Annotated in this window: 18 protein-coding genes; 10 read left to right on the top strand and 8 right to left on the bottom strand. The window is 68.8% G+C overall.

Annotated elements, in window-relative coordinates; translation table 11 throughout:
* The 5 genes from RMO04_RS20710 to RMO04_RS20690 all read left to right on the top strand — a co-directional run.
* A partial coding sequence (locus RMO04_RS20710; RefSeq protein WP_309646661.1) for a UbiD family decarboxylase occupies nt 1–1057 on the top strand: 1057 nt, incomplete at its 5' end.
* A gap of 85 nt (nt 1058–1142) precedes the next feature.
* Entirely contained in the window at nt 1143–1544 is a 402-nt protein-coding gene (locus RMO04_RS20705) for an MAPEG family protein (protein ID WP_309646660.1), read from the top strand.
* A 54-nt stretch (nt 1545–1598) separates the two neighbouring features.
* The gene (locus RMO04_RS20700) at nt 1599–2930 is read left to right on the top strand and encodes a TldD/PmbA family protein (protein ID WP_309646662.1); all 1332 of its coding nucleotides are present in this window, start codon (nt 1599–1601) and stop codon (nt 2928–2930) included.
* Nucleotides 2930–3727: a 3'(2'),5'-bisphosphate nucleotidase CysQ gene (locus tag RMO04_RS20695; protein ID WP_309646659.1), complete on the top strand. Its 798-nt coding sequence runs from the start codon at nt 2930–2932 to the stop codon at nt 3725–3727. The genes RMO04_RS20700 and RMO04_RS20695 overlap by 1 nt, the downstream gene beginning before the upstream one ends.
* Nucleotides 3728–3751: 24 nt before the next feature.
* Complete coding sequence (locus RMO04_RS20690) at nt 3752–3991, top strand: DUF4170 domain-containing protein (RefSeq protein ID WP_309646658.1); 240 nt, start codon at nt 3752–3754, stop codon at nt 3989–3991.
* Nucleotides 3992–4005: 14 nt separating this feature from the next.
* On the opposite strand, the gene RMO04_RS20685 is transcribed toward RMO04_RS20690, so the two are convergent.
* Together RMO04_RS20685 and RMO04_RS20680 are read right to left on the bottom strand one after the other, a co-directional pair.
* Nucleotides 4006–4689, bottom strand: a complete 684-nt coding sequence (locus RMO04_RS20685; protein ID WP_309646657.1) for a fused DSP-PTPase phosphatase/NAD kinase-like protein — start codon at nt 4687–4689, stop codon at nt 4006–4008.
* Nucleotides 4690–4745: 56 nt separating this feature from the next.
* A complete protein-coding gene (locus RMO04_RS20680; RefSeq protein ID WP_309646656.1) occupies nt 4746–5087 on the bottom strand; it encodes a VOC family protein in 342 nt (113 codons plus the stop codon).
* A 102-nt stretch (nt 5088–5189) separates the two neighbouring features.
* On the opposite strand from RMO04_RS20680, the gene RMO04_RS20675 reads away from it, so the two are divergent.
* Genes RMO04_RS20675 through lpxK form a run of 5 tightly spaced genes read left to right on the top strand, consistent with a single transcriptional unit; the run spans nt 5190 to nt 10896 of the window.
* Nucleotides 5190–6962 carry an ABC transporter ATP-binding protein gene (locus RMO04_RS20675; protein WP_309646655.1) on the top strand — a complete coding sequence of 591 codons (1773 nt, stop codon included), beginning with the start codon at nt 5190–5192 and terminating at the stop codon, nt 6960–6962.
* Entirely contained in the window at nt 6959–7675 is a 717-nt protein-coding gene (locus RMO04_RS20670) for a lysophospholipid acyltransferase family protein (protein ID WP_309646654.1), read from the top strand. The genes RMO04_RS20675 and RMO04_RS20670 overlap by 4 nt, the downstream gene beginning before the upstream one ends.
* Nucleotides 7676–7686: 11 nt before the next feature.
* Nucleotides 7687–8640 (top strand): cation diffusion facilitator family transporter, encoded by a 954-nt coding sequence (locus RMO04_RS20665; RefSeq protein WP_309646653.1) that lies wholly within the window; start codon nt 7687–7689, stop codon nt 8638–8640.
* 7 nt (nt 8641–8647) lie between these two features.
* Nucleotides 8648–9910, top strand: coding sequence for a 3-deoxy-D-manno-octulosonic acid transferase (locus tag RMO04_RS20660; protein ID WP_309646652.1), 1263 nt, complete (start codon nt 8648–8650; stop codon nt 9908–9910).
* The gene (lpxK, locus tag RMO04_RS20655) at nt 9907–10896 is read left to right on the top strand and encodes a tetraacyldisaccharide 4'-kinase (RefSeq protein ID WP_309646651.1); all 990 of its coding nucleotides are present in this window, start codon (nt 9907–9909) and stop codon (nt 10894–10896) included. Before RMO04_RS20660 ends, lpxK begins: the two co-directional genes overlap by 4 nt.
* Here lpxK and RMO04_RS20650 read toward each other — a convergent pair.
* From RMO04_RS20650 to RMO04_RS20625, 6 genes are all read right to left on the bottom strand, one after another.
* Complete coding sequence (locus RMO04_RS20650; protein WP_309646650.1) at nt 10893–12863, bottom strand: PBP1A family penicillin-binding protein; 1971 nt, start codon at nt 12861–12863, stop codon at nt 10893–10895. The two genes, lpxK and RMO04_RS20650, sit on opposite strands and share 4 nt — an antisense overlap.
* Before the next feature lie 74 nt (nt 12864–12937).
* Complete coding sequence (locus RMO04_RS20645) at nt 12938–14005, bottom strand: phosphotransferase (RefSeq protein ID WP_309646649.1); 1068 nt, start codon at nt 14003–14005, stop codon at nt 12938–12940.
* Between the two features lie 132 nt (nt 14006–14137).
* Nucleotides 14138–15412: a phosphoribosylamine--glycine ligase gene (gene purD, locus RMO04_RS20640; RefSeq protein ID WP_309646648.1), complete on the bottom strand. Its 1275-nt coding sequence runs from the start codon at nt 15410–15412 to the stop codon at nt 14138–14140.
* 42 nt (nt 15413–15454) lie between these two features.
* A complete protein-coding gene (phoB, locus tag RMO04_RS20635; protein WP_254834638.1) occupies nt 15455–16144 on the bottom strand; it encodes a phosphate regulon transcriptional regulator PhoB in 690 nt (229 codons plus the stop codon).
* Nucleotides 16145–16154: 10 nt separating this feature from the next.
* Nucleotides 16155–16850, bottom strand: a complete 696-nt coding sequence (phoU, locus tag RMO04_RS20630; RefSeq protein ID WP_309646647.1) for a phosphate signaling complex protein PhoU — start codon at nt 16848–16850, stop codon at nt 16155–16157.
* 8 nt (nt 16851–16858) lie between these two features.
* A partial coding sequence (locus RMO04_RS20625; RefSeq protein WP_309646646.1) for a phosphate ABC transporter ATP-binding protein occupies nt 16859–17436 on the bottom strand: 578 nt, incomplete at its 5' end.

Here is a 17436-nt window from a genome sequence, read left to right as displayed (position 1 = left end):
GCTGCCCATCCAGGGCTGCTGGCCCGGCGAGCCGGCGCCGCTGATCACCTGGCCGCTGGTGGTCACCAAGGGGCCGTCGGACAGCAAGGAAGACGACTACAACCTCGGCATCTACCGCATGCAGTTGCTCGGCAAGGACCGCGCCATCATGCGCTGGCTGGCCCACCGCGGCGGGGCCCAGCACTACGGCCGCCACAAGAAGGCCGGCAAGCGCGAGCCCCTCCCGGCCTGCGCCGTGATCGGAGCCGATCCGGGCACTATCCTGGCGGCGGTGACGCCGGTGCCCGACACCCTCAGCGAATACCAGTTCGCCGGCATCCTGCGCGGCTCGAAGCTGGATCTGGTGCCGGCCAAGACCGTGCCCCTGATGGTCCCGGCCCAGGCCGAGATCGTCATCGAGGGCCACGTCATGCTGGACGAATACGCCGACGAGGGCCCCTACGGCGACCACACCGGATACTACAACTCGGTCGAGCCGTTCCCAGTGTTCAAGGTCAGCGCCATCACCATGCGCAAGGACCCCATCTATCTCACCACCTTCACCGGCCGGCCGCCGGACGAGCCCAGTGTGCTGGGCGAGGCCTTGAACGAGGTGTTCATCCCCCTGCTGCGCCAGCAGTTCCCGGAGATCGTCGACTTCTGGCTGCCGCCCGAGGGCTGCTCCTACCGCATCGCCGTGGTCTCCATGAAGAAGGCTTACCCGGGTCACGCCAAGCGCGTGATGATGGGTGTCTGGAGCTATCTGCGGCAGTTCATGTACACCAAGTGGGTGATCGTCGTGGACGACGACATCAATGCCCGCGACTGGAAGGACGTCATGTGGGCGCTGTCCACGCGGATGGACCCGGCGCGCGACATCACCCTCATCGAGGGCACCCCCATCGACTATCTCGACTTCGCCTCGCCGGAGAGCGGGCTGGGATCGAAGATTGGCCTGGACGCCACCAACAAGTGGCCGCCGGAGACCAAGCGCGAGTGGGGCGAGAAGCTGGGCATGGACGAGGCCACCGTCGCGGCGGTCACGGCGAAGTGGTCGCGCCTGGGCCTGCCGGAATAGTCACGCTTTTTCGCCCCCTTGCCCTTCGGGGCGTTCCGCGTCCAACTGCGCGCCATCGCGTGGGGCGATAGAGGGAACATCTCACATGGACGCCGTTTCTTCGGGCCATGCGGCAGCGCTGTGGACCGGGCTGCACCTGATCCTCCTGCTGGTGCTCTCGCTGCTGGTCGTGCGCCAGCGCCAGCGTCACAAGATCGCCCTGGGCGATGAGGGGGTGCCGGAGCTCGCCCAGGCCATTCGCGCGTTCGGCAACGCCACCGAATACATTCCGCCGGCTCTGATCGGCATTGCTGTCCTGGCCCTCGTCGACGCCTCGCCCCTGGCGGTGCACCTGACCGGGTTCGTCCTGTTCGTGGGCCGGGTGTTGCATGCGGTGGGGCTGTCGCGCAGCGGCGGCTCGTCCTTCGCCCGGACCATCGGCATGACCATGACCTGGCTGGCCTACGTGTTCGCCAGCGTGGCCCTGCTGTTCAACGCCGTCATCTAGTCAGGTCTCATCGCTTGGCTTGCTCCGGGCGCCGCATGCCGCCATATGGCCCGCATGGATGAGAGCTTGTTAGCCGATGTCGTGGCCGCCGCGCGCAAAGCCGGCGCCGATGCAGCCGAAGCGGTGGGCGCCGAGCGCCGCGCCCTGGGTATCAATGTGCGCCTCGGCGAGCTGGAAGAGGTGGAGCGCGAGGAGTCCCGCGATCTCGGCCTGCGGGTCTTCGTCGGTCAGCGGCAGGCCACGGTCTCCGGCTCCGACATCTCCAAGGACGCCCGCGCCAAGCTCGTCGAGCGCGCCGTGGCCATGGCGCGTCTTGCACCGGAAGACCCCTATGCGGGCCTGGCCAGCAAGGAACAGCTGGCTCAGGGCCCCTTCATCGACCTCGATCTCTACGACGGCGAAGAGCCCTCGCCCGAATCGCTGGAGGACATCGCCCGCGCCGCCGAGGAGACCGCACGGGCCAATCCCGGCGTCACGAATTCCGAAGGCGGCTCGGCCTCCTGTTCGGCCAGCCAATGGCGCCTGGTGACGTCGGAAGGCTTCTCGGGCCTCTACAGCGCCTCGACCTTCTCCATCGGCGTCTCGGTGGTCGCCGGCGAGGGCGAGACCATGGAAAGCGGCTATGACGGCCGCTCCGCCCGCTGGCGCGCCGACCTGCCGGGCCCCGCCTCCATCGGCGAAAAAGCCGCCCGCCGCGCCGTCGCCCGTCTGGGCGCGCGCAAGATCGATTCGACCACCGCCCCGGTGATCTTCGAGAACCGGCTGGCGACCTCGCTGATCGGCCCGCTGATCGGGGCGATCTCCGGGCCGTCCATCGCGCGCGGCACCTCGTTCCTGAAGGACAAGCTGAACCAGCCGGTGTTCGCCAAGGGCGTGAACATCACAGACGATCCGCATGTCCGTCGCGGCCTGGGATCCTCGCCATTCGACGACGAGGGCGTGGCCAACCGCGCCCATGGCCTCATCGACGACGGCGTGCTGACCACCTGGCTGCTGAACTCGTCCTCCGCGCGGCAACTCGGCCTGGAGACCACCGGCCACGCCTCGCGCGGCCTGGCCGGTCCGCCCGGCGTCTCGACCACCAACCTGACCGTGAAGCCCGGGACGCGCGACCTGGCCGGTCTGATGGCCGACGCCAAGTCCGGCCTGGTCATAACCTCAATGTTCGGCCCGTCGCTGAACGGCAACACCGGCGACTGGTCGGTGGGCTGCGCGGGCTTCTGGTTCGAGAACGGGGAGTTGGCCTATCCCGTCACCGAGATCACGGTGGCCGGAAACCTGATCGACATCTACGCTCGCCTGGTTCCCGGCTCGGATCTGGAGATCCGAGGCTCGGCGAATTCGCCCTCGATCCTGGTCGACGGCCTGGCGATCGCCGGACGCTGATGCCCGAAGCGTCCTCCGACCTGGCGCTGATCACGGCGGCGGCGCGGGAGGCGGGCGCCCTGGCTGTCCGGCTGCGCGCCGAGGGCCTGACCAGCGAATTCAAGGCGGCCGACGGCTCGCCCGTCACCAACGCCGACCTGGCGGCCGACGCCTTGCTGAAGCAACGCCTGTCCACGGCGCGGCCCGATTACGGCTGGCTGTCGGAGGAGACCGCCGACGACCCGGCGCGGTTGGCCAAGCGCCGGCTATTCGTGGTCGACCCGATCGACGGCACCCGCGCCTATATGAAGGACCGCCCCTGGTGGGCGGTGTCCATCGCCGTGGTCGAGGGGAAGCTGCCCCTGGCCGGCGTGGTCTTCGCCCCACAGCTCGACGAGACCTACACCGCCGTCGCCGGACGCGGAGCCCATCTCAACGGCGGGGCGATCCAAGCGTCGGACCGCGACGAGGTCGAAGGCTGCGGCATGGTCGGCGACGCGCGAATGTTCGCCCACCCCGCCTGGCGCACGCCCTGGCCTGACATGCGGATCGAAGCGCGCAACTCGACCGCCTACCGGCTGTGCGTGATCGCCTCGGGCGCCTTCGACGCCACCATCGCCCTGGTCGCCAAGTTCGACTGGGACCTGGCTGCGGCCGATCTGATCGCCCGGGAGGCCGGCGCCTTCGTCGGCGACCACCAGGGTCGTCCGTTCAGCTATAACGGCCCGAAACCAGCGCAACCCAGCCTCGTCTGCGCCGCGCCACGTCTCGCACCATTGATCCTGGAGCGCGTCTCGCATATCGCCCTCCCCAATTGAATCGTTTTGGGAAATGACCCGGCCATGCCCGACACCCAGCTTCTCCACCTCGTCATCGGCGGCGAACTCGAAGACGTCCAGGGGATCAAGTTCCGTGACCTGAACAAGATCGATCTGGTCGGCGCCTACCCCAGTCACGCCGAGGCGCTCGCCGCCTGGCGCGCCAAGGCGCAGTCCACCGTCGACAACGCCCTGATGCGCTACTTCATCATCCACGCCCACAAGCTGCTGGATCCGCACGACGACGACGATCACCAGCACTAGGGGCTAGGCCAGACCTACTCCCGCTTCAGCAGGCCCTCGGTCAGCAGGCGGCCCCACATCTGGCTGCGGAAGTCGGCCTTGATGCCGGGCTCGTCGTAGGCGTCGCTCTGTACCCACTCGAGGAAGCTTTGCCCCTTGGGCTCGCCCTCTGCCAGGTAGCGCTCGAAGGTGTAGTCCAGCACGCCAGTCTTGCCCTGCTTCACGTGCAGGTATTTGAGGCTGAGCTGTTCCAGGGCCTCGCGGATCGGTACGCCCTGGCGGAAGTGCTTGTAGAAGACGCTCATGATCCCCGCCCGGTCCGCGCCGGACTTGCAGTGCATCAGGGCCGGGTACTCGATGCTTTCGAACAGCGCCTTGGCGCCCAGCACCCGCGCGCGGCTGGGCACCTCGCGCGAGGTGATGGTGAAGTCGACCATCGTCAGTCCCAGGCGCTCGCAGGCGTCCTTCTCCAGGGCGTGGAAGCTGGCGTCGAATCCGCCGCGCAGGTTGATGATCGTCTTGATCCCGCGCTGCTTCCACTCGGCCAGCTGGTGGGGCCAGGGCTGATTGGTGCGCACCAGCTCGTCGCTGATCCAGTGGGCGTTCTGGAACTTCAGGCGCAGATAGGCGTGGTCGTTCCACAGATAGTCGCAAAGGGCCGCCCTGCGCCCCTTGGGCGTGGTCAGGTCGAATCCGGGCGCGGGGTTGTCCTGGCTCATCGGCCCCTAACTAGGGGCTGCGGCGAAAAATCGGAAGCGCGACGAAACGCGCGACTTCACGCGATCAAGGTCAGGATGTTGCCCGCCGGGTCCTTGAAGTGCGCCAGGGTTCCGCCCCACGGCATCTTCTCGGGCGGCCCCAGGAATTCGACGCCCTTGGCGATCAGATCGGCATAGGTCGCTTCAATGTCCTCGACCGAGAGGGATAGGCCGACAAAGCGGCCCTTGAGGCCGTCCTCATGGCTCCCATCGTCGCGCTCGACGATCAAGGTCGGTCCCAGGTCGTAGCCGACCGCGTCACCGAAGTCCCAAGTGGACGCCAGGCTCAGCGTCCCGCCGTAGAACCCGCGCGCCACGTCCATGTCGTCCACCCAGACGCGCACACCATAGATCTTCATGGACAACCTCCGTCTCGGCTCCCGTCCCCACCATATGCCCGGCCTGAGTCAGGCCAAGACGCCTTCTTGACTTCGCCGCCCCGACAGCCGACCCCAGGGACGATGAGCGAGCCCGCCGCCGAGCTGCCCACCCGCGCCGTGATCGGCCGGATCGCGCGCGTCTACATGACGCCGCGCTGGAAAGGCTGGACGGTGGCCATGCTGGCGGCCGTGGCCGTGGCCTATCTCAGCGCCACCCTGATCCAGATGATGGAGCCGGCGATCAACGATCTGCTGGTCAACCATAAGCCGGGTGCCCTGGTCGCCATCCCACTCACCATCGCGGCCCTGGCGATAGGCCGCGCCGTGGCCCAGGTGATCCAGGCCAGCGAGGTCAACAGGATCGGCAACGAGGTCGTGGGTCAGGTCCAGGTCCAGTTGTTCGGCAAGCTGGTGCGCGCCGACCTGGCGCGGCTGCGCGCGGAGCACACCGGATCCTTCGTCTCATCGGTCCTCTACGACGCCGGACTGATCCGCGAGGCGGCGACCTCGGGCGTGATCAACTACACCCAACATCTGCTGACCCTGATCGGCGCCTTCATCGTCATGACCAGCAACGATCCGGCCCTCGCCCTGGTGCTGATCGTCGCCGCGCCGCTGGCCAGCACCATCATGCGCCGGTTCTCCAAGCGGACCGTCAAGGCCACCAAGGGCGCGATGGCCGAGACCTCGGCCCTGTCCACCGCGATCATGGAGAGCTTGGACGGCGTCCGGGTCGTCAAGATCGAGAACCGCGAGGACTATGAGGAAGGCCGCGTCGCCGAGGTGGTGATGCGCCGCCAGAAGCATCTGGTGAAGGGCGCCAATGCGCGTGCTCGCGCAGCCCCGGCCACCGAGCTGTTGATGACCCTGATCACCGCCGCGGTCATCGCTTATGCCGGCTGGCGTTCGCAGACTGGAGCCATGAACGTCGGCGCCTTCGTGGCCTTCATCATGGCGCTGGGCCTGGCCAGCCAGTCGTTGCGCCAGTTGGCCAACCTGCAGACCGTCATGGCCGAGGGCCTGGCCGCGGCACGGCGGCTGTTCAGCGCCCTGGACGTCCAGCCGGAGGTGCGCGAGCAGGCCGGCGCCTGCCCCCTGCCCCACGGGCCGACGACCATCGGTTTTCAGAACGTGGGCTTCAGCTACGCCCTGGACGGCCCACCCGCCCTGCAAGGCGTGACCCTGGAAGCGCGTCGCGGCGAGACCGTCGCGCTGGTCGGTCCCTCAGGCGGCGGCACGAGCACCATCCTCAACTTGATCCCCCGCTTCTATGACGCCACCGCGGGGGTGGTGAGCATCGACGGCGTCGACGTGCGCGACGTGACCCTGGCCTCGCTGCGCGACCAGATCGCCTTGGTCACCCAGGAGCCGTTCCTTTTCGACGACACGGTGCGCGCCAACATCGCCTACGCCCGGCCCGGCGCGACCCTGGAAGACATCGAGGCCGCCGCGGCGGCCGCCGCGGCCCATGAGTTCATCGGCGCCCTGGCCGACGGCTATGACACCTTGGTGGGCGAGGCCGGCGCGCGGCTGTCCGGCGGTCAGCGCCAGCGGATCGCCATCGCGCGGGCCTTCCTGAAGGACGCCCCCATCCTGCTGCTGGACGAGGCCACCAGCGCGCTGGACACCGAGAGCGAGGCCCAGGTTCAGGCCGCGCTCGCACGCCTGATGGCCGGGCGCACCACCATCCTGATCGCCCACCGCCTGTCGACCGTTCGCGGCGCCGACCGCATCTATGTGATCGACAAGGGCCGGGTCGTGGAGACCGGCGACCATGACGGCCTGGTGAAGATGCGCGGCCTCTATGCCCGCCTCGCCCAGAGCCAGAACCTCGAGGCGGAGACCCCGGCGTGAAGGCGCTGTTGCGCCACCCGGCCACCCAGGTCGTCCTGGGCTGGATCTTCCACGCCTACATGGTCCTGATCCGCCGCACGGTGCGCTGGCGCCATGAGAACATCGAATGCGTGGACGGCGTGCTGGCGTCGGGCCAAGGCGCCCTGGCGCTGTGCTGGCACGGGCGAATTCCGGTGGCCCTGGCGGTCGCGAAGGTCTGGTGGAAGAAGCCCCGCGCCTGCCTGGTCTCGCCCTCTGGCGACGGTGAGTTCTTCGCGCAGGCGATGGCCCACGCCAAGTTCCCGTCGATCCGCGCCTCCTCGGCCAAGAAGGGCGACAGCGCCAAGGCCCGCGCCGTCGTGGCCGCCTTCCGCGAGGCCATGAAGCTGGTCAATGAGGGTGGGGTGCTGATCGTCACGCCCGACGGCCCGCGCGGGCCCAACGAGGTGATGGCGCCCGGTGCGGCCCAGATCGCCAAGCGCACCGGCGCGCCGGTCTTCATGATGGGCATCGCCGTCTCGCCCGCCGCCCGGGCGGGCAGCTGGGATCGGGCGATGATCGGCCGCCTTTTCGGCCAGGGCGCGGTGGTCTGGGACGGGCCCTTCCACGTGCCCGGCGACCTTGACGACGCGGGCCTGGACGCCCTGGTCGCCGACTGGTCCACAAGGCTATCGGGCCTCACCCGGCGGGCCGAAACCCTGGTCGGCTACGTTGATCCGCAAGCGCGGCGGTGACACATAGGGACATGGGCCACGACCACCACCACGGTCACGATCACAAGCATGGGCACGACCATGGTCATGACCATGGCGGCCACAGCCACGCGCCAAAGGACTTCGGCCGCGCCTTCGCCATAGGGGTGGGGCTGAACTTCGCCTTCGTGCTGGCCGAGGTGGCGGCGGGGCTTTGGTCCGGCTCGCTGGCCCTGCTGGCCGACGCCGGGCACAACATGTCCGACGTGCTTAGCCTGCTGCTGGCCTGGGGGGCGACCATCCTGGCCAAGAGCGCCCCCACCGCCCGGCGCACCTATGGCTTGCGCAAGGCCACCATCCTGGCGTCCCTGGCCAACGCCGTCCTGCTGCTGGTCGCCGTCGGCGTCATCGCGTCGGAGGCGATCCACCGCTTCAACTCCCCCGCCGAGATCGCCACGGCGCCGGTGATGATCGTCGCGGCCATCGGCGTGCTGATCAACACCGCCACGGCCCTGATGTTCATGAAGGGCCACGAGGACCTGAACGTTCGTGGCGCCTTTCTGCACATGGCCGCCGACGCCGGCGTGTCCCTGGCTGTCGTGATCGGCGCCGGCCTGATCGCGGTCACCGGTCTGCTGTGGATCGACCCGGCGCTGAGCCTGCTGATCGCCGCGGTGATCGTGCTGGGCACTTGGGGCCTGTTGCGCGACTCGGTCGACCTGGCGCTGGACGCCGCACCCAAGGGTGTTGACGTGGAGGCCGTGCGCGTCTGGCTGAGCGGGCGTCCTGGCGTCACAGACGTCCACGACCTGCACATCTGGGCCATGAGCACCACCGAGACGGCGCTGACGGCTCACGTCACGCGGCCGGTCAACGACGACGGCGACGACTTCCTGCACGCCACCTGCGAGGCCCTGGCCCACAGGTTCGGGATCGGACACGCCACCCTGCAGGTGGAGATCGGCCGCGCAGAGCCCTGCCGGCTCGCCGCCGCCAACGCGGTCTAGGACCGCCTTGCGCCCCCTTTCGCTCGCGCTCTACGGCGCGCTGACCCAGGCCCTGAGTCCGATCGTTGGCCTGATGCTGAAGCAGCGCGCCGCCAAGGGGAAGGAAGACCCGACCCGACTTCCCGAACGCCTGGGCCATGCGGGCCTGCCACGTCCCGACGGCCCGCTGGTCTGGCTGCATGGGGTGAGCGTGGGCGAGAGCGTGTCGCTCCTGCCCCTGGTCGTGGCGCTCCGCCGCCGTCGGACGGACCTCGTCCTGCTGGTGACCTGCGGCACCATCAGCGCCGCGCGGCTGTTGGCCGAGCGTCTGCCGCCAGGGGTGATCCATCAATTTGCGCCGATCGATACGCCGGTCGCTGTCCGCCGCTTCCTGCGCCACTGGCGGCCAGGCCTGGTGGTGACGGTCGAGAGCGAGCTTTGGCCGAACTTGATCCTGATGGCGAAGGACGCCGGCGCGAAGGTCGCCCTGGTCTCGGCGCGGATGACCCAGGTCAGCGCCGAAGGCTGGGGCCGGCTGCCGGCGGCGGCAAGGGCCCTACTCGGCGCCTTCGACCTCATCCTCCCGCAAGAGCCGGAGACCGCGGCGCGCCTCGCCAGATTGGGCGCGCGCCTCGGGCCGCAACTCAATCTCAAGCAAGTCGGGGAGCCCCTACCCTTCGACGCCGCCAAGCTCAGCGAACTACGAGGGCTGATCGGAGATCGGAAAGTCATCCTCGCCGCCAGCACGCACCCCGGCGAGGAGGAGATCATCGGCCGAGCGGTCGCTGAGGCCGCGACCGGCGCCCTGCTGATCGTCGCGCCGCGCCACGTCGAGCGCGGCCCTGCGGTGGCCGAGCTGCTTCGGGCGGCGGGCTTCACCGTCTGCCGGCGCGGCGCCGGCGAAGCGATCGCCCCCCAGACCACAGCCTATGTCGCCGACACCATGTTCGAGATGGGCCTATTCTTCCGCCTGGCCGAGGTGGTGGTCATGGGCGGCAGTTTCGTGCCCGGTGTCGGCGGCCACAACCCGCTGGAGCCCGCACGCCTGGCACGCCCCATCATCACCGGCCCGCACACCTTCAACGCCGCCGCCGTCTATGCCGAGATGTTCGATCAGATGGCCGCCATCGAGGCCGCCGACGGCGGTGCTTTGGCCCGCCATCTGCGGGGCCTGCTCACCGAGCCCCTGATCGCGCCGCGCATCGGCGAGGCGGCCCTGGCCTATGCCCAACGCCAGCAAGGCGCGCTGGATGAGGCGCTGGCCCTGCTCGAACCCTTGCTGCCCGCATGAAGCTCGCCACGCCCCGCTGGTGGTATGTCCGCGACGGCGCCCCCGCGCCGGTGAGCCGCCTACTGCTGAAGCCGGTCTCGTGGATCTGGGCCTATGTCACGGCGCGACGGATCGCCCGAACGGTTCCGGTCGATCCGGGCGTGGCGGTGATCTGCGTGGGCAACCTGACCTTGGGCGGAGCGGGAAAGACCCCCGTCGTCCGTGCCCTGCTGGAACGCCTGCCCGGCGCTCACGTGCTGTCGCGGGGGCATGGCGGATCGCTGAGCGGTCCAGTCCGGGTCGACCCGGCGATTCATACCGCCCGCGAGGTCGGCGACGAGCCGTTGATGTTGGCCGCCGACGCACCGGTCTGGATCGCTCGCAATCGGATCGAAGGCGCCGGAGCCGCCGCCGCGGCCGGCGCCCGGGCGGTGATCATGGACGACGGTCACCAGAACCCCAGCCTGAGGAAGGCGCTCTCCATCGTCGTGGTGGACGGCGAGACGCGCAACGGCGCCTGGCCCCTCGGCGACGGTTCGGTCTTCCCGTCCGGCCCGATGCGCGAACCCCTGGCGGTGGGCTTGGCGCGGGCGGACGCCGTGGTGCTGATGCTGCCAGCCGACCTGGCGGAGCCGGACCCTGCCCTGGTCGCGGTGTTCAAGGAAAAGCCGGTGCTGGTCGCCCGCCTGGAACCCGCCGTCCCGCCACCACCGGGGCCGCAGCTCGGCTTCGCCGGCATCGGCATGCCCTGGAAGGTTGAGACCGCGCTCAAGGCCGCCGGCTGCGACCTGGCCGATTTCGTCCCCTTCCCCGACCATTTCGCCTACGACGAGGCGACCTTGAAGACCTTATCTGACCGGGCTGAGGTGTTTGGCGCGGGCCTTGTCACCACCGAGAAGGACTGGGTGCGGCTGCCGGGCGCCTGGCGCGATCGGGTTTTCGCTTGGCCCGTCCGCGCGGTGTTCCAGGACCAAGCAGCGCTGAGCGAGCTGCTGGCTCGGTTCTAGAACGGCGGCTGTTCGGGCTGGACGGGCGGCTCGGCCGGCGTGGGCGCGGCCGGTTCGGCGGGCGCGTCCGGGCTGGCGCCAGGCTCGCCATCGACGGTCGGAACCTCAAGACCTGGCAAGACCTCCAGATCCGCGGGCGTCTCGACGCGGACGGGAGGACCGCCGACGACCTTGCCGGCGACGCGAACGGTCTTGAGGCGCATGGCCTCGCCCATGAACTCGCGCCAGATCTTGGCCGGCAGGCCGCCGCCGGCGATGCCGTTCATCGGGCTATTGTCGTCATTGCCCAGCCAGACCGCCACCACCATGTCGCCGACGAAGCCGATGAACAGGGCGTCGCGATAGTCCTGGGTCGTGCCGGTCTTGCCGTGGGCGTACTGGCTGAGATTGGCGGTGTTGCCGGTCCCGAACACCACGCTGTTGCGCAGCAGATCCAGCAGTTCGTCCCGCTCCTTCTTGGGCAGCGGCCGCTTGGCCGGGACGGCGGACTGCATGACGCCGTAGGGGGTGACCGGCATCGAGCCGTTGGCGACCGCGGCGTAGCCGGCGGTCAGCTCCATCAGGCTCATGGGCGCGGTGCCCAGCGCCAGGGTCAGGTCATCGGGGAACTTGGCGGTGACGCCCATGTCGCGCGCCGCCTTGATGATCGCGCCGCGCCCCACTTCCTGGGCCAGGCGCACGGCCGCCACATTGGAGGACGAGGCGAAGGCGTTGCGCAGGCGGACATCATGCCCGGCATAGCGGCCTTCATGGTTCTCCGGCTTCCAGTCGCCGATCTCCACCGGGGCGTCGAGGATCATGCTGTCGGGCGTCATGCCGTCGCGCAGGGCGGCTTGATAGACGAACAGCTTGAAGGCCGAACCGGGCTGGCGCTGAGCGTCGACCGCGCGGTTGAACTGGCTGTCGGCATAGTCGACGCCCCCGACCATGGCCACGACCCTGCCGTCCGGGCGCATGGCGATGATCGCACCCTGTGTGACATTGGCCCAACGGTTCCCGGCGATGGCGCGGCGCAGGATCTTCTCCGCGCGATCCTGCAGGACGGAGTCGAGAGTGGTCTGGACGCGGACCTCGCCATAGGCGCGCTCGAAGGCGAGACGGGCCTGGGGCGTCACCCAGTCGGCGAAGTACGAGCCAACCGGCAGTTTAACCCGGCCCTCGCGGACGCGGACGCTGCGGTTCTGGCGGGCCTGGGCCGGGGTGATGTCGCCCAGCTCCACCATGGTGGCCAGGACGATGCGCGCGCGGGCGCGGGCGGCGGGGAGATCCTCGGTGGGGGCGAGCTTCGACGGCGCCTTGACCATTCCGGCCAGCATGGCCGACTCGCCGATGCTGAGGGTCTCGGGCGTCTTGTCGAAATAGTGCCGGGCCGCGGCGCGCAAGCCATAGACGCCGTCGCCGAAATAGACCGCCGACAGATAGCGCGAAAGGATCTCGTTCTTGGAAAGCCGCGCCTCAAGATAGACCGCGATCAGCGCCTCCTGCGCCTTGCGGCGGAGGCTGCGCTCGTTGGTCAGGAAGGCGTTCTTGGCCAGCTGCTGAGTGATGGTGGAGCCGCCTTCGCGCACCCCGCCGGCGTCGGAGTTGCGCTGCACGGCGCGGGCGATGGCGCGCAGGTCGACGCCGAAGTGCTGGTAGAAGCGGCGATCCTCGATGGCGACGAAGGCGCCGCCCACATGGCTCGGCAGCTTGCTGACGTCGACGGGCGCTTCTTTGTATGACCCTCGGCGGGCGAAGTCCTTGCCGTCGGCGGTGACCAGGATCAGGGTCGGGCTCTTCAGCGGCTCCAATGCCCGGCCTAGCGGCAGGGACCAGACAAGCGAGACCAGCAGAACCAGGACAAGGGCCAGGACCCCGCCTACGATCTGCCAAGAGCGTCGACGCCAGAAGGGCTTTCGAACGGTCGCGTCAGGCGGCGCGCCCGCGGCGGCGGGGGCCATGTCCTGGGAACCGGTCGGATCGCTCATGCGGTGAGACGCTCGTACGAGGTCGGGCGTCAGGCGCCCGGGCCGCCGCTAAATGGACCGAACCCGGATTTGTCTCAAGCCCCCGCCTTCTGGGCGTACTTCCAGGCCGACTGCGCCAGCAGCGGAACCCGGGCCTCCATCGCCGCGGCCTGGGGGCTATTGGCCGTGCCGTCGCGGGCGCGACCGACGATCCCCTGACAGATCCCGGCCAGGCGGAACATGTTGTAGGAGAAGAACCAGTCGAGATCGTGCAGGCCCGAGCGATTGGTGCGCTCGCAGTAGATGGCCACCGCCTCGTCGATCGTCGGGATGCCGTGCGCCACCAGATCCGGCAGGGTGGCGATAGAGCCGTTGACCCAGTTCATCAGCAGATAGGTGAAGTCGGCCAGAGGCTCGCCCAGCGTCCCCAGCTCCCAGTCCAGCACGGCGATGACGCGGGGCTCGGTCGGATGGAGGACCATGTTGTCCAGCCGGTAGTCGCCGTGGACGACGCTGGTCCGCTCCTGCGCCGGCAATGACTTCGGCAGCCAGTCGATGAGCTTTTCCATCTCGTCGATGTGAGACGTTTCCGAGGCCTTGTACTGCTTGGTCCAGCGGTCGACCTGCCGGCCCATATAGTTGCCGGGCTTGCCGTAGTCGCCCAGGCCGATGGCCTCGTAATCGGTGTTGTGCAGGTCGGCGAGGGTCTTGATCTTGGCGACGTAGATCGCGTGCCGCTCGGCCGGCTCGTACTGCGGCAGTTGCTGATCCCACAGGATCCGGCCCTCCACCATGTCCATGACGTAGAACCAGGTGCCGACCACGCTGTCGTCGGTGCACAGGCCGTAGGACTTGGCGACCGGGAAGCCGGTGGGATAGAGCGCCGTGATCACCTTGTACTCGCGGTCGACCGCATGGGCCGACGGCAGCAGCTTGCCCGGCGGCTTGCGCCGCATGACGTACTTCTTGTTCGGCGTGATGAGCTGATAGGTCGGGTTGGATTGGCCGCCCTTGAACTGGCGCACCTCCAGAGGCCCCTGGAAGCCTTCGACATTGGCCTCCATCCAGGCCAGCAACGCCGCTTCGTCGAACCGGTGGCTGTCGGCGACCGCCTTGGTGCCGCTGTTGAGCGCCTCGCGTTCCTGCTCCGCGGTGTCGGTCATGGCGCTCCCCAAATGGCTCGTACGCTTGTTTGAACCACCATACCGACCCGCGCCCCGCCGGGGCAAGGCGTCAGGTCAACAACAGACCGGTTGTTCGAAAACTGAGACCCCGAGGGTCCTGGCGCGCCTTGCCTAGCGTTGGCCCAGGGCTCGCCAGCCTATGTCCGTGCGGTGAAAGCCGCCCGGCCAGTCGATCCGGGCGATAGCGGCATAGGCGCGGTCGCGGGCCGCCTGCAAGTCGGAGCCCCGCGCGCAAACGTTCAACACCCGCCCGCCGGCCGCGCGCAGGGTCCCGTCGGGATCGCGCGAGGTGCCGGCATGGAAGACCACCACGTCCTCGCCGAAGTCCTGCTCGGCGCCGCGGATGATCGAGCCGCCAACCGGGCTGTCGGGATAGCCGTCGGCGGCCAGGACCACGCAGATCGCCGCCTCGTCGCGCCAAGTCGGTTCGGGCAGGTTCGCGAGCGTGCCGTTGGCGCAGGCCATAAGGTAGGGGACGAGGTCGCTCTCCAGGCGCAGCATCAGGACCTGGCACTCCGGATCGCCGAAGCGGACATTGAACTCCACCAGCTTGGGGCCGTCGGCGGTGGCCATCAGCTCGACGAACAGCACGCCCCTATACGGCGCGCCCTCAGTCGCGATGCCGGCGAAGGCGCGCTCGGCCAATCGTTCGCGGGTTTGCTCGATCAGCTCGGGCGTGAAGACCGGCGCCGGCGAATAGGTCCCCATGCCTCCGGTGTTGGGCCCCAGTTCGCCGTCATAGGCGCGCTTGTGGTCCTGGGCGTGGCCGAACACGATGGCGTGCTTGCCGTCGCACAGGGCGAACAGCGAACCGATTTCGCCCTGCAGGAACTCCTCGATCACCACCCGCGCGCCTGCCGACCCGAACCGGCCGCCCAGCACGTCGTCGATGGCCTCATGGGCGGCGGCCAGGTTCTCGGCGATGACCACGCCCTTGCCGGCCGCCAGGCCGTCGGCCTTGATCACATAGGGTGGCTTGAAGTCGGCCAGCGCGGCCTTGGCCTCGGCGGCGGTGTCGCAAACCTTGTAGGCCGAGGTCGGCAGGCCGTGGCGGTCGGTGAAGGCCTTCGTGAAGGCCTTGGAGCTTTCGAGCTGGCCCGCCTGGGCGACGGGCCCGAAACAGGGGATGGCGGCGGCGTTCAGCGCGTCGGCGAGGCCCGCCTCGACCGTGACTTCCGGTCCGATCACCACCAGGTCGGCAGCGATCTCGCGAGCCAACGCCACCAGGGCCGGAACGTCGGTCGCCTTGATGGCGCGCAGCTCGCCCAGCGTCGCCATGCCCGGATTTCCCGGCGCGATGACCAGGCGCTTGAGCAGGGGCGACGTGGCGATCTTCCAGGCCAGCGCGTGTTCGCGCCCGCCCGAACCGACGAGGAGAATGTTCATCTGGCCGCTTTGGCGCGAGGGCGCGCGGCGGTCAAGTCTGGCCTAGGCGTCCATGTCCAGCGAGTAGCCTGCCGAGCGCACGGTGCGGATCGGGTCGGCGGCTTCCTCGCGGTTCAGGGCCTTGCGCAGGCGGCCCACGTGGACGTCCACGGTGCGGGCCTCGACATAGACGTCGGAGCCCCAGACCGCGTCCAGCAGCTGTTCGCGGGAGAACACCCGGCCCGGATGCTGCATCAGGTAGTCCAGCAGGCGGAATTCGGTGGGACCAAGATGGATTTCCTTGCCCGCCCGCTTCACCCGGTGGGCGACGCGGTCGATGACCAGGTCGCCGATGTGGACCCGATCCTCGGCCAGGCCCGGCCGGATGCGCCGCAGCACGGCGCGGATGCGGGCCGACAGCTCGCTCATGGCGAAGGGCTTGACGATGTAGTCGTCAGCGCCGGTGTCCAGGCCGCGGATGCGGTCGCTCTCCTCGCCGCGGGCGGTCAGCATGATGATCGGCACGTTGCGGCTCTCGCTGCGTTGGCGCAGGCGACGGCAGACCTCGATCCCGGAGATCTTCGGCAACATCCAGTCCAGGACGATGATGTCGGGCAGACGTTCCGACACCAGGGTCAGGGCCTCTTCGCCGTCGGCGGCGACGGCGACCTCGTAGCCCTCTTTATCGAGATTGTACTGCAGCAGGGTCGAGAGCGCGTCTTCGTCCTCGACCACCAGAATGTGGGGCGTCAACTCATAGCTCCTAGACGCGCAAAGCGTCGGTCTTCGGCCGGTCCGCGGAGATCATCTCCTCGCCGGTGATCTCGTAGTGGATGATCTCGGCGATGTTGGTGGCGTGGTCGCCGATGCGTTCCAGGTTCTTGGCGACGAACAGCAGGTGAGCGCAGGCGGTGATCGTGCGCGGATCGCCCATCATGTAGGTGAGCAGCTCGCGGAACAGGCTGTTGTAGTGCTCGTCGACCTCGTCGTCGCGGGTCCAGACGGCCAGGGCCCGATCGAGGTCCGAGCCCGTATAGGCGTCCAGCACGTCCTTCAGCCGGCCCAGGACCAGCCGCCCCATGCGCTCGATGGAGCGGGTCAGCGGGGTGATCGGCTCGCCTTCGGTCAACACCAAGGTGCGCTTGGCGATGTTCTTGGCCAGGTCGCCGCAGCGTTCCAGGTTGGACGCGATCTTCATCGCCGCCACCGTCTTGCGCAGGTCGTTGGCCAGGGGTTGGCGCAGCGCGATCAAGCGGATGGCCTTGCGCTCGATGTCGGCTTCGAGCACGTCCAGCCGGTCGTCACGGCCGACCACCAGCTCGGCCGAGGCCTGGTCACGCTTGACGACCGCGTCGATGGCGTCGCTGACCTGGGCCTCGCACAGGCCGCCCATCCGGGCGCACTCGGCCGTCAGGGTGTTCAGCTCGTCTTCGTAGGATTTGACGATGTGCTCGTTCATGACGCCCTCTAGCCGAACCGGCCGGTGATGTAGTCCTGGGTGCGGCTGTCCCGCGGATTGGTGAAGATCTCGCCGGTCGGCCCGGCCTCCACCAGCTTACCCAGGTGGAAGAAGGCGGTCTTCTGCGAGACCCGCGCGGCCTGCGCCATCGAGTGGGTGACGATGACGATGCAGTACTGGTTGCGCAGCTCGTCGATCAGTTCCTCGATCCGCGCCGTGGCGATGGGGTCCAGCGCCGAGCAGGGCTCGTCCATCAGGATCACCTCGGGAGAGACGGCGATGGCGCGCGCGATGACCAGGCGTTGCTGCTGACCGCCCGAGAGGCCGGTGCCGGGCTGGTGAAGCCGGTCGGCGACCTCGGCCCAGAGGCCGGCGCGCTTCAGCGAGCTCTCGACGATGGCCTCAAGCTCGGCCTTGCCGCTGGCGGTGCCGTGGATGCGCGGGCCGTAGGCGACGTTCTCGAAGATCGTCTTGGGAAACGGGTTCGGCTTCTGGAACACCATGCCCACCCGGGCGCGCAGCACCACCGGATCGATGGACTTGTCGTTGATGTCCTCGCCGTCCAGCTCGATCCGCCCCTTCACCT

Origin of the sequence: Phenylobacterium sp. (assembly GCF_031412415.1) — a bacterium.
In the GTDB taxonomy this organism is placed as follows: domain Bacteria; phylum Pseudomonadota; class Alphaproteobacteria; order Caulobacterales; family Caulobacteraceae; genus Phenylobacterium.
The sequence above is the reverse complement of the archived record's forward strand: the minus strand, read 5'-3'. Positions and strand labels throughout refer to the sequence as shown.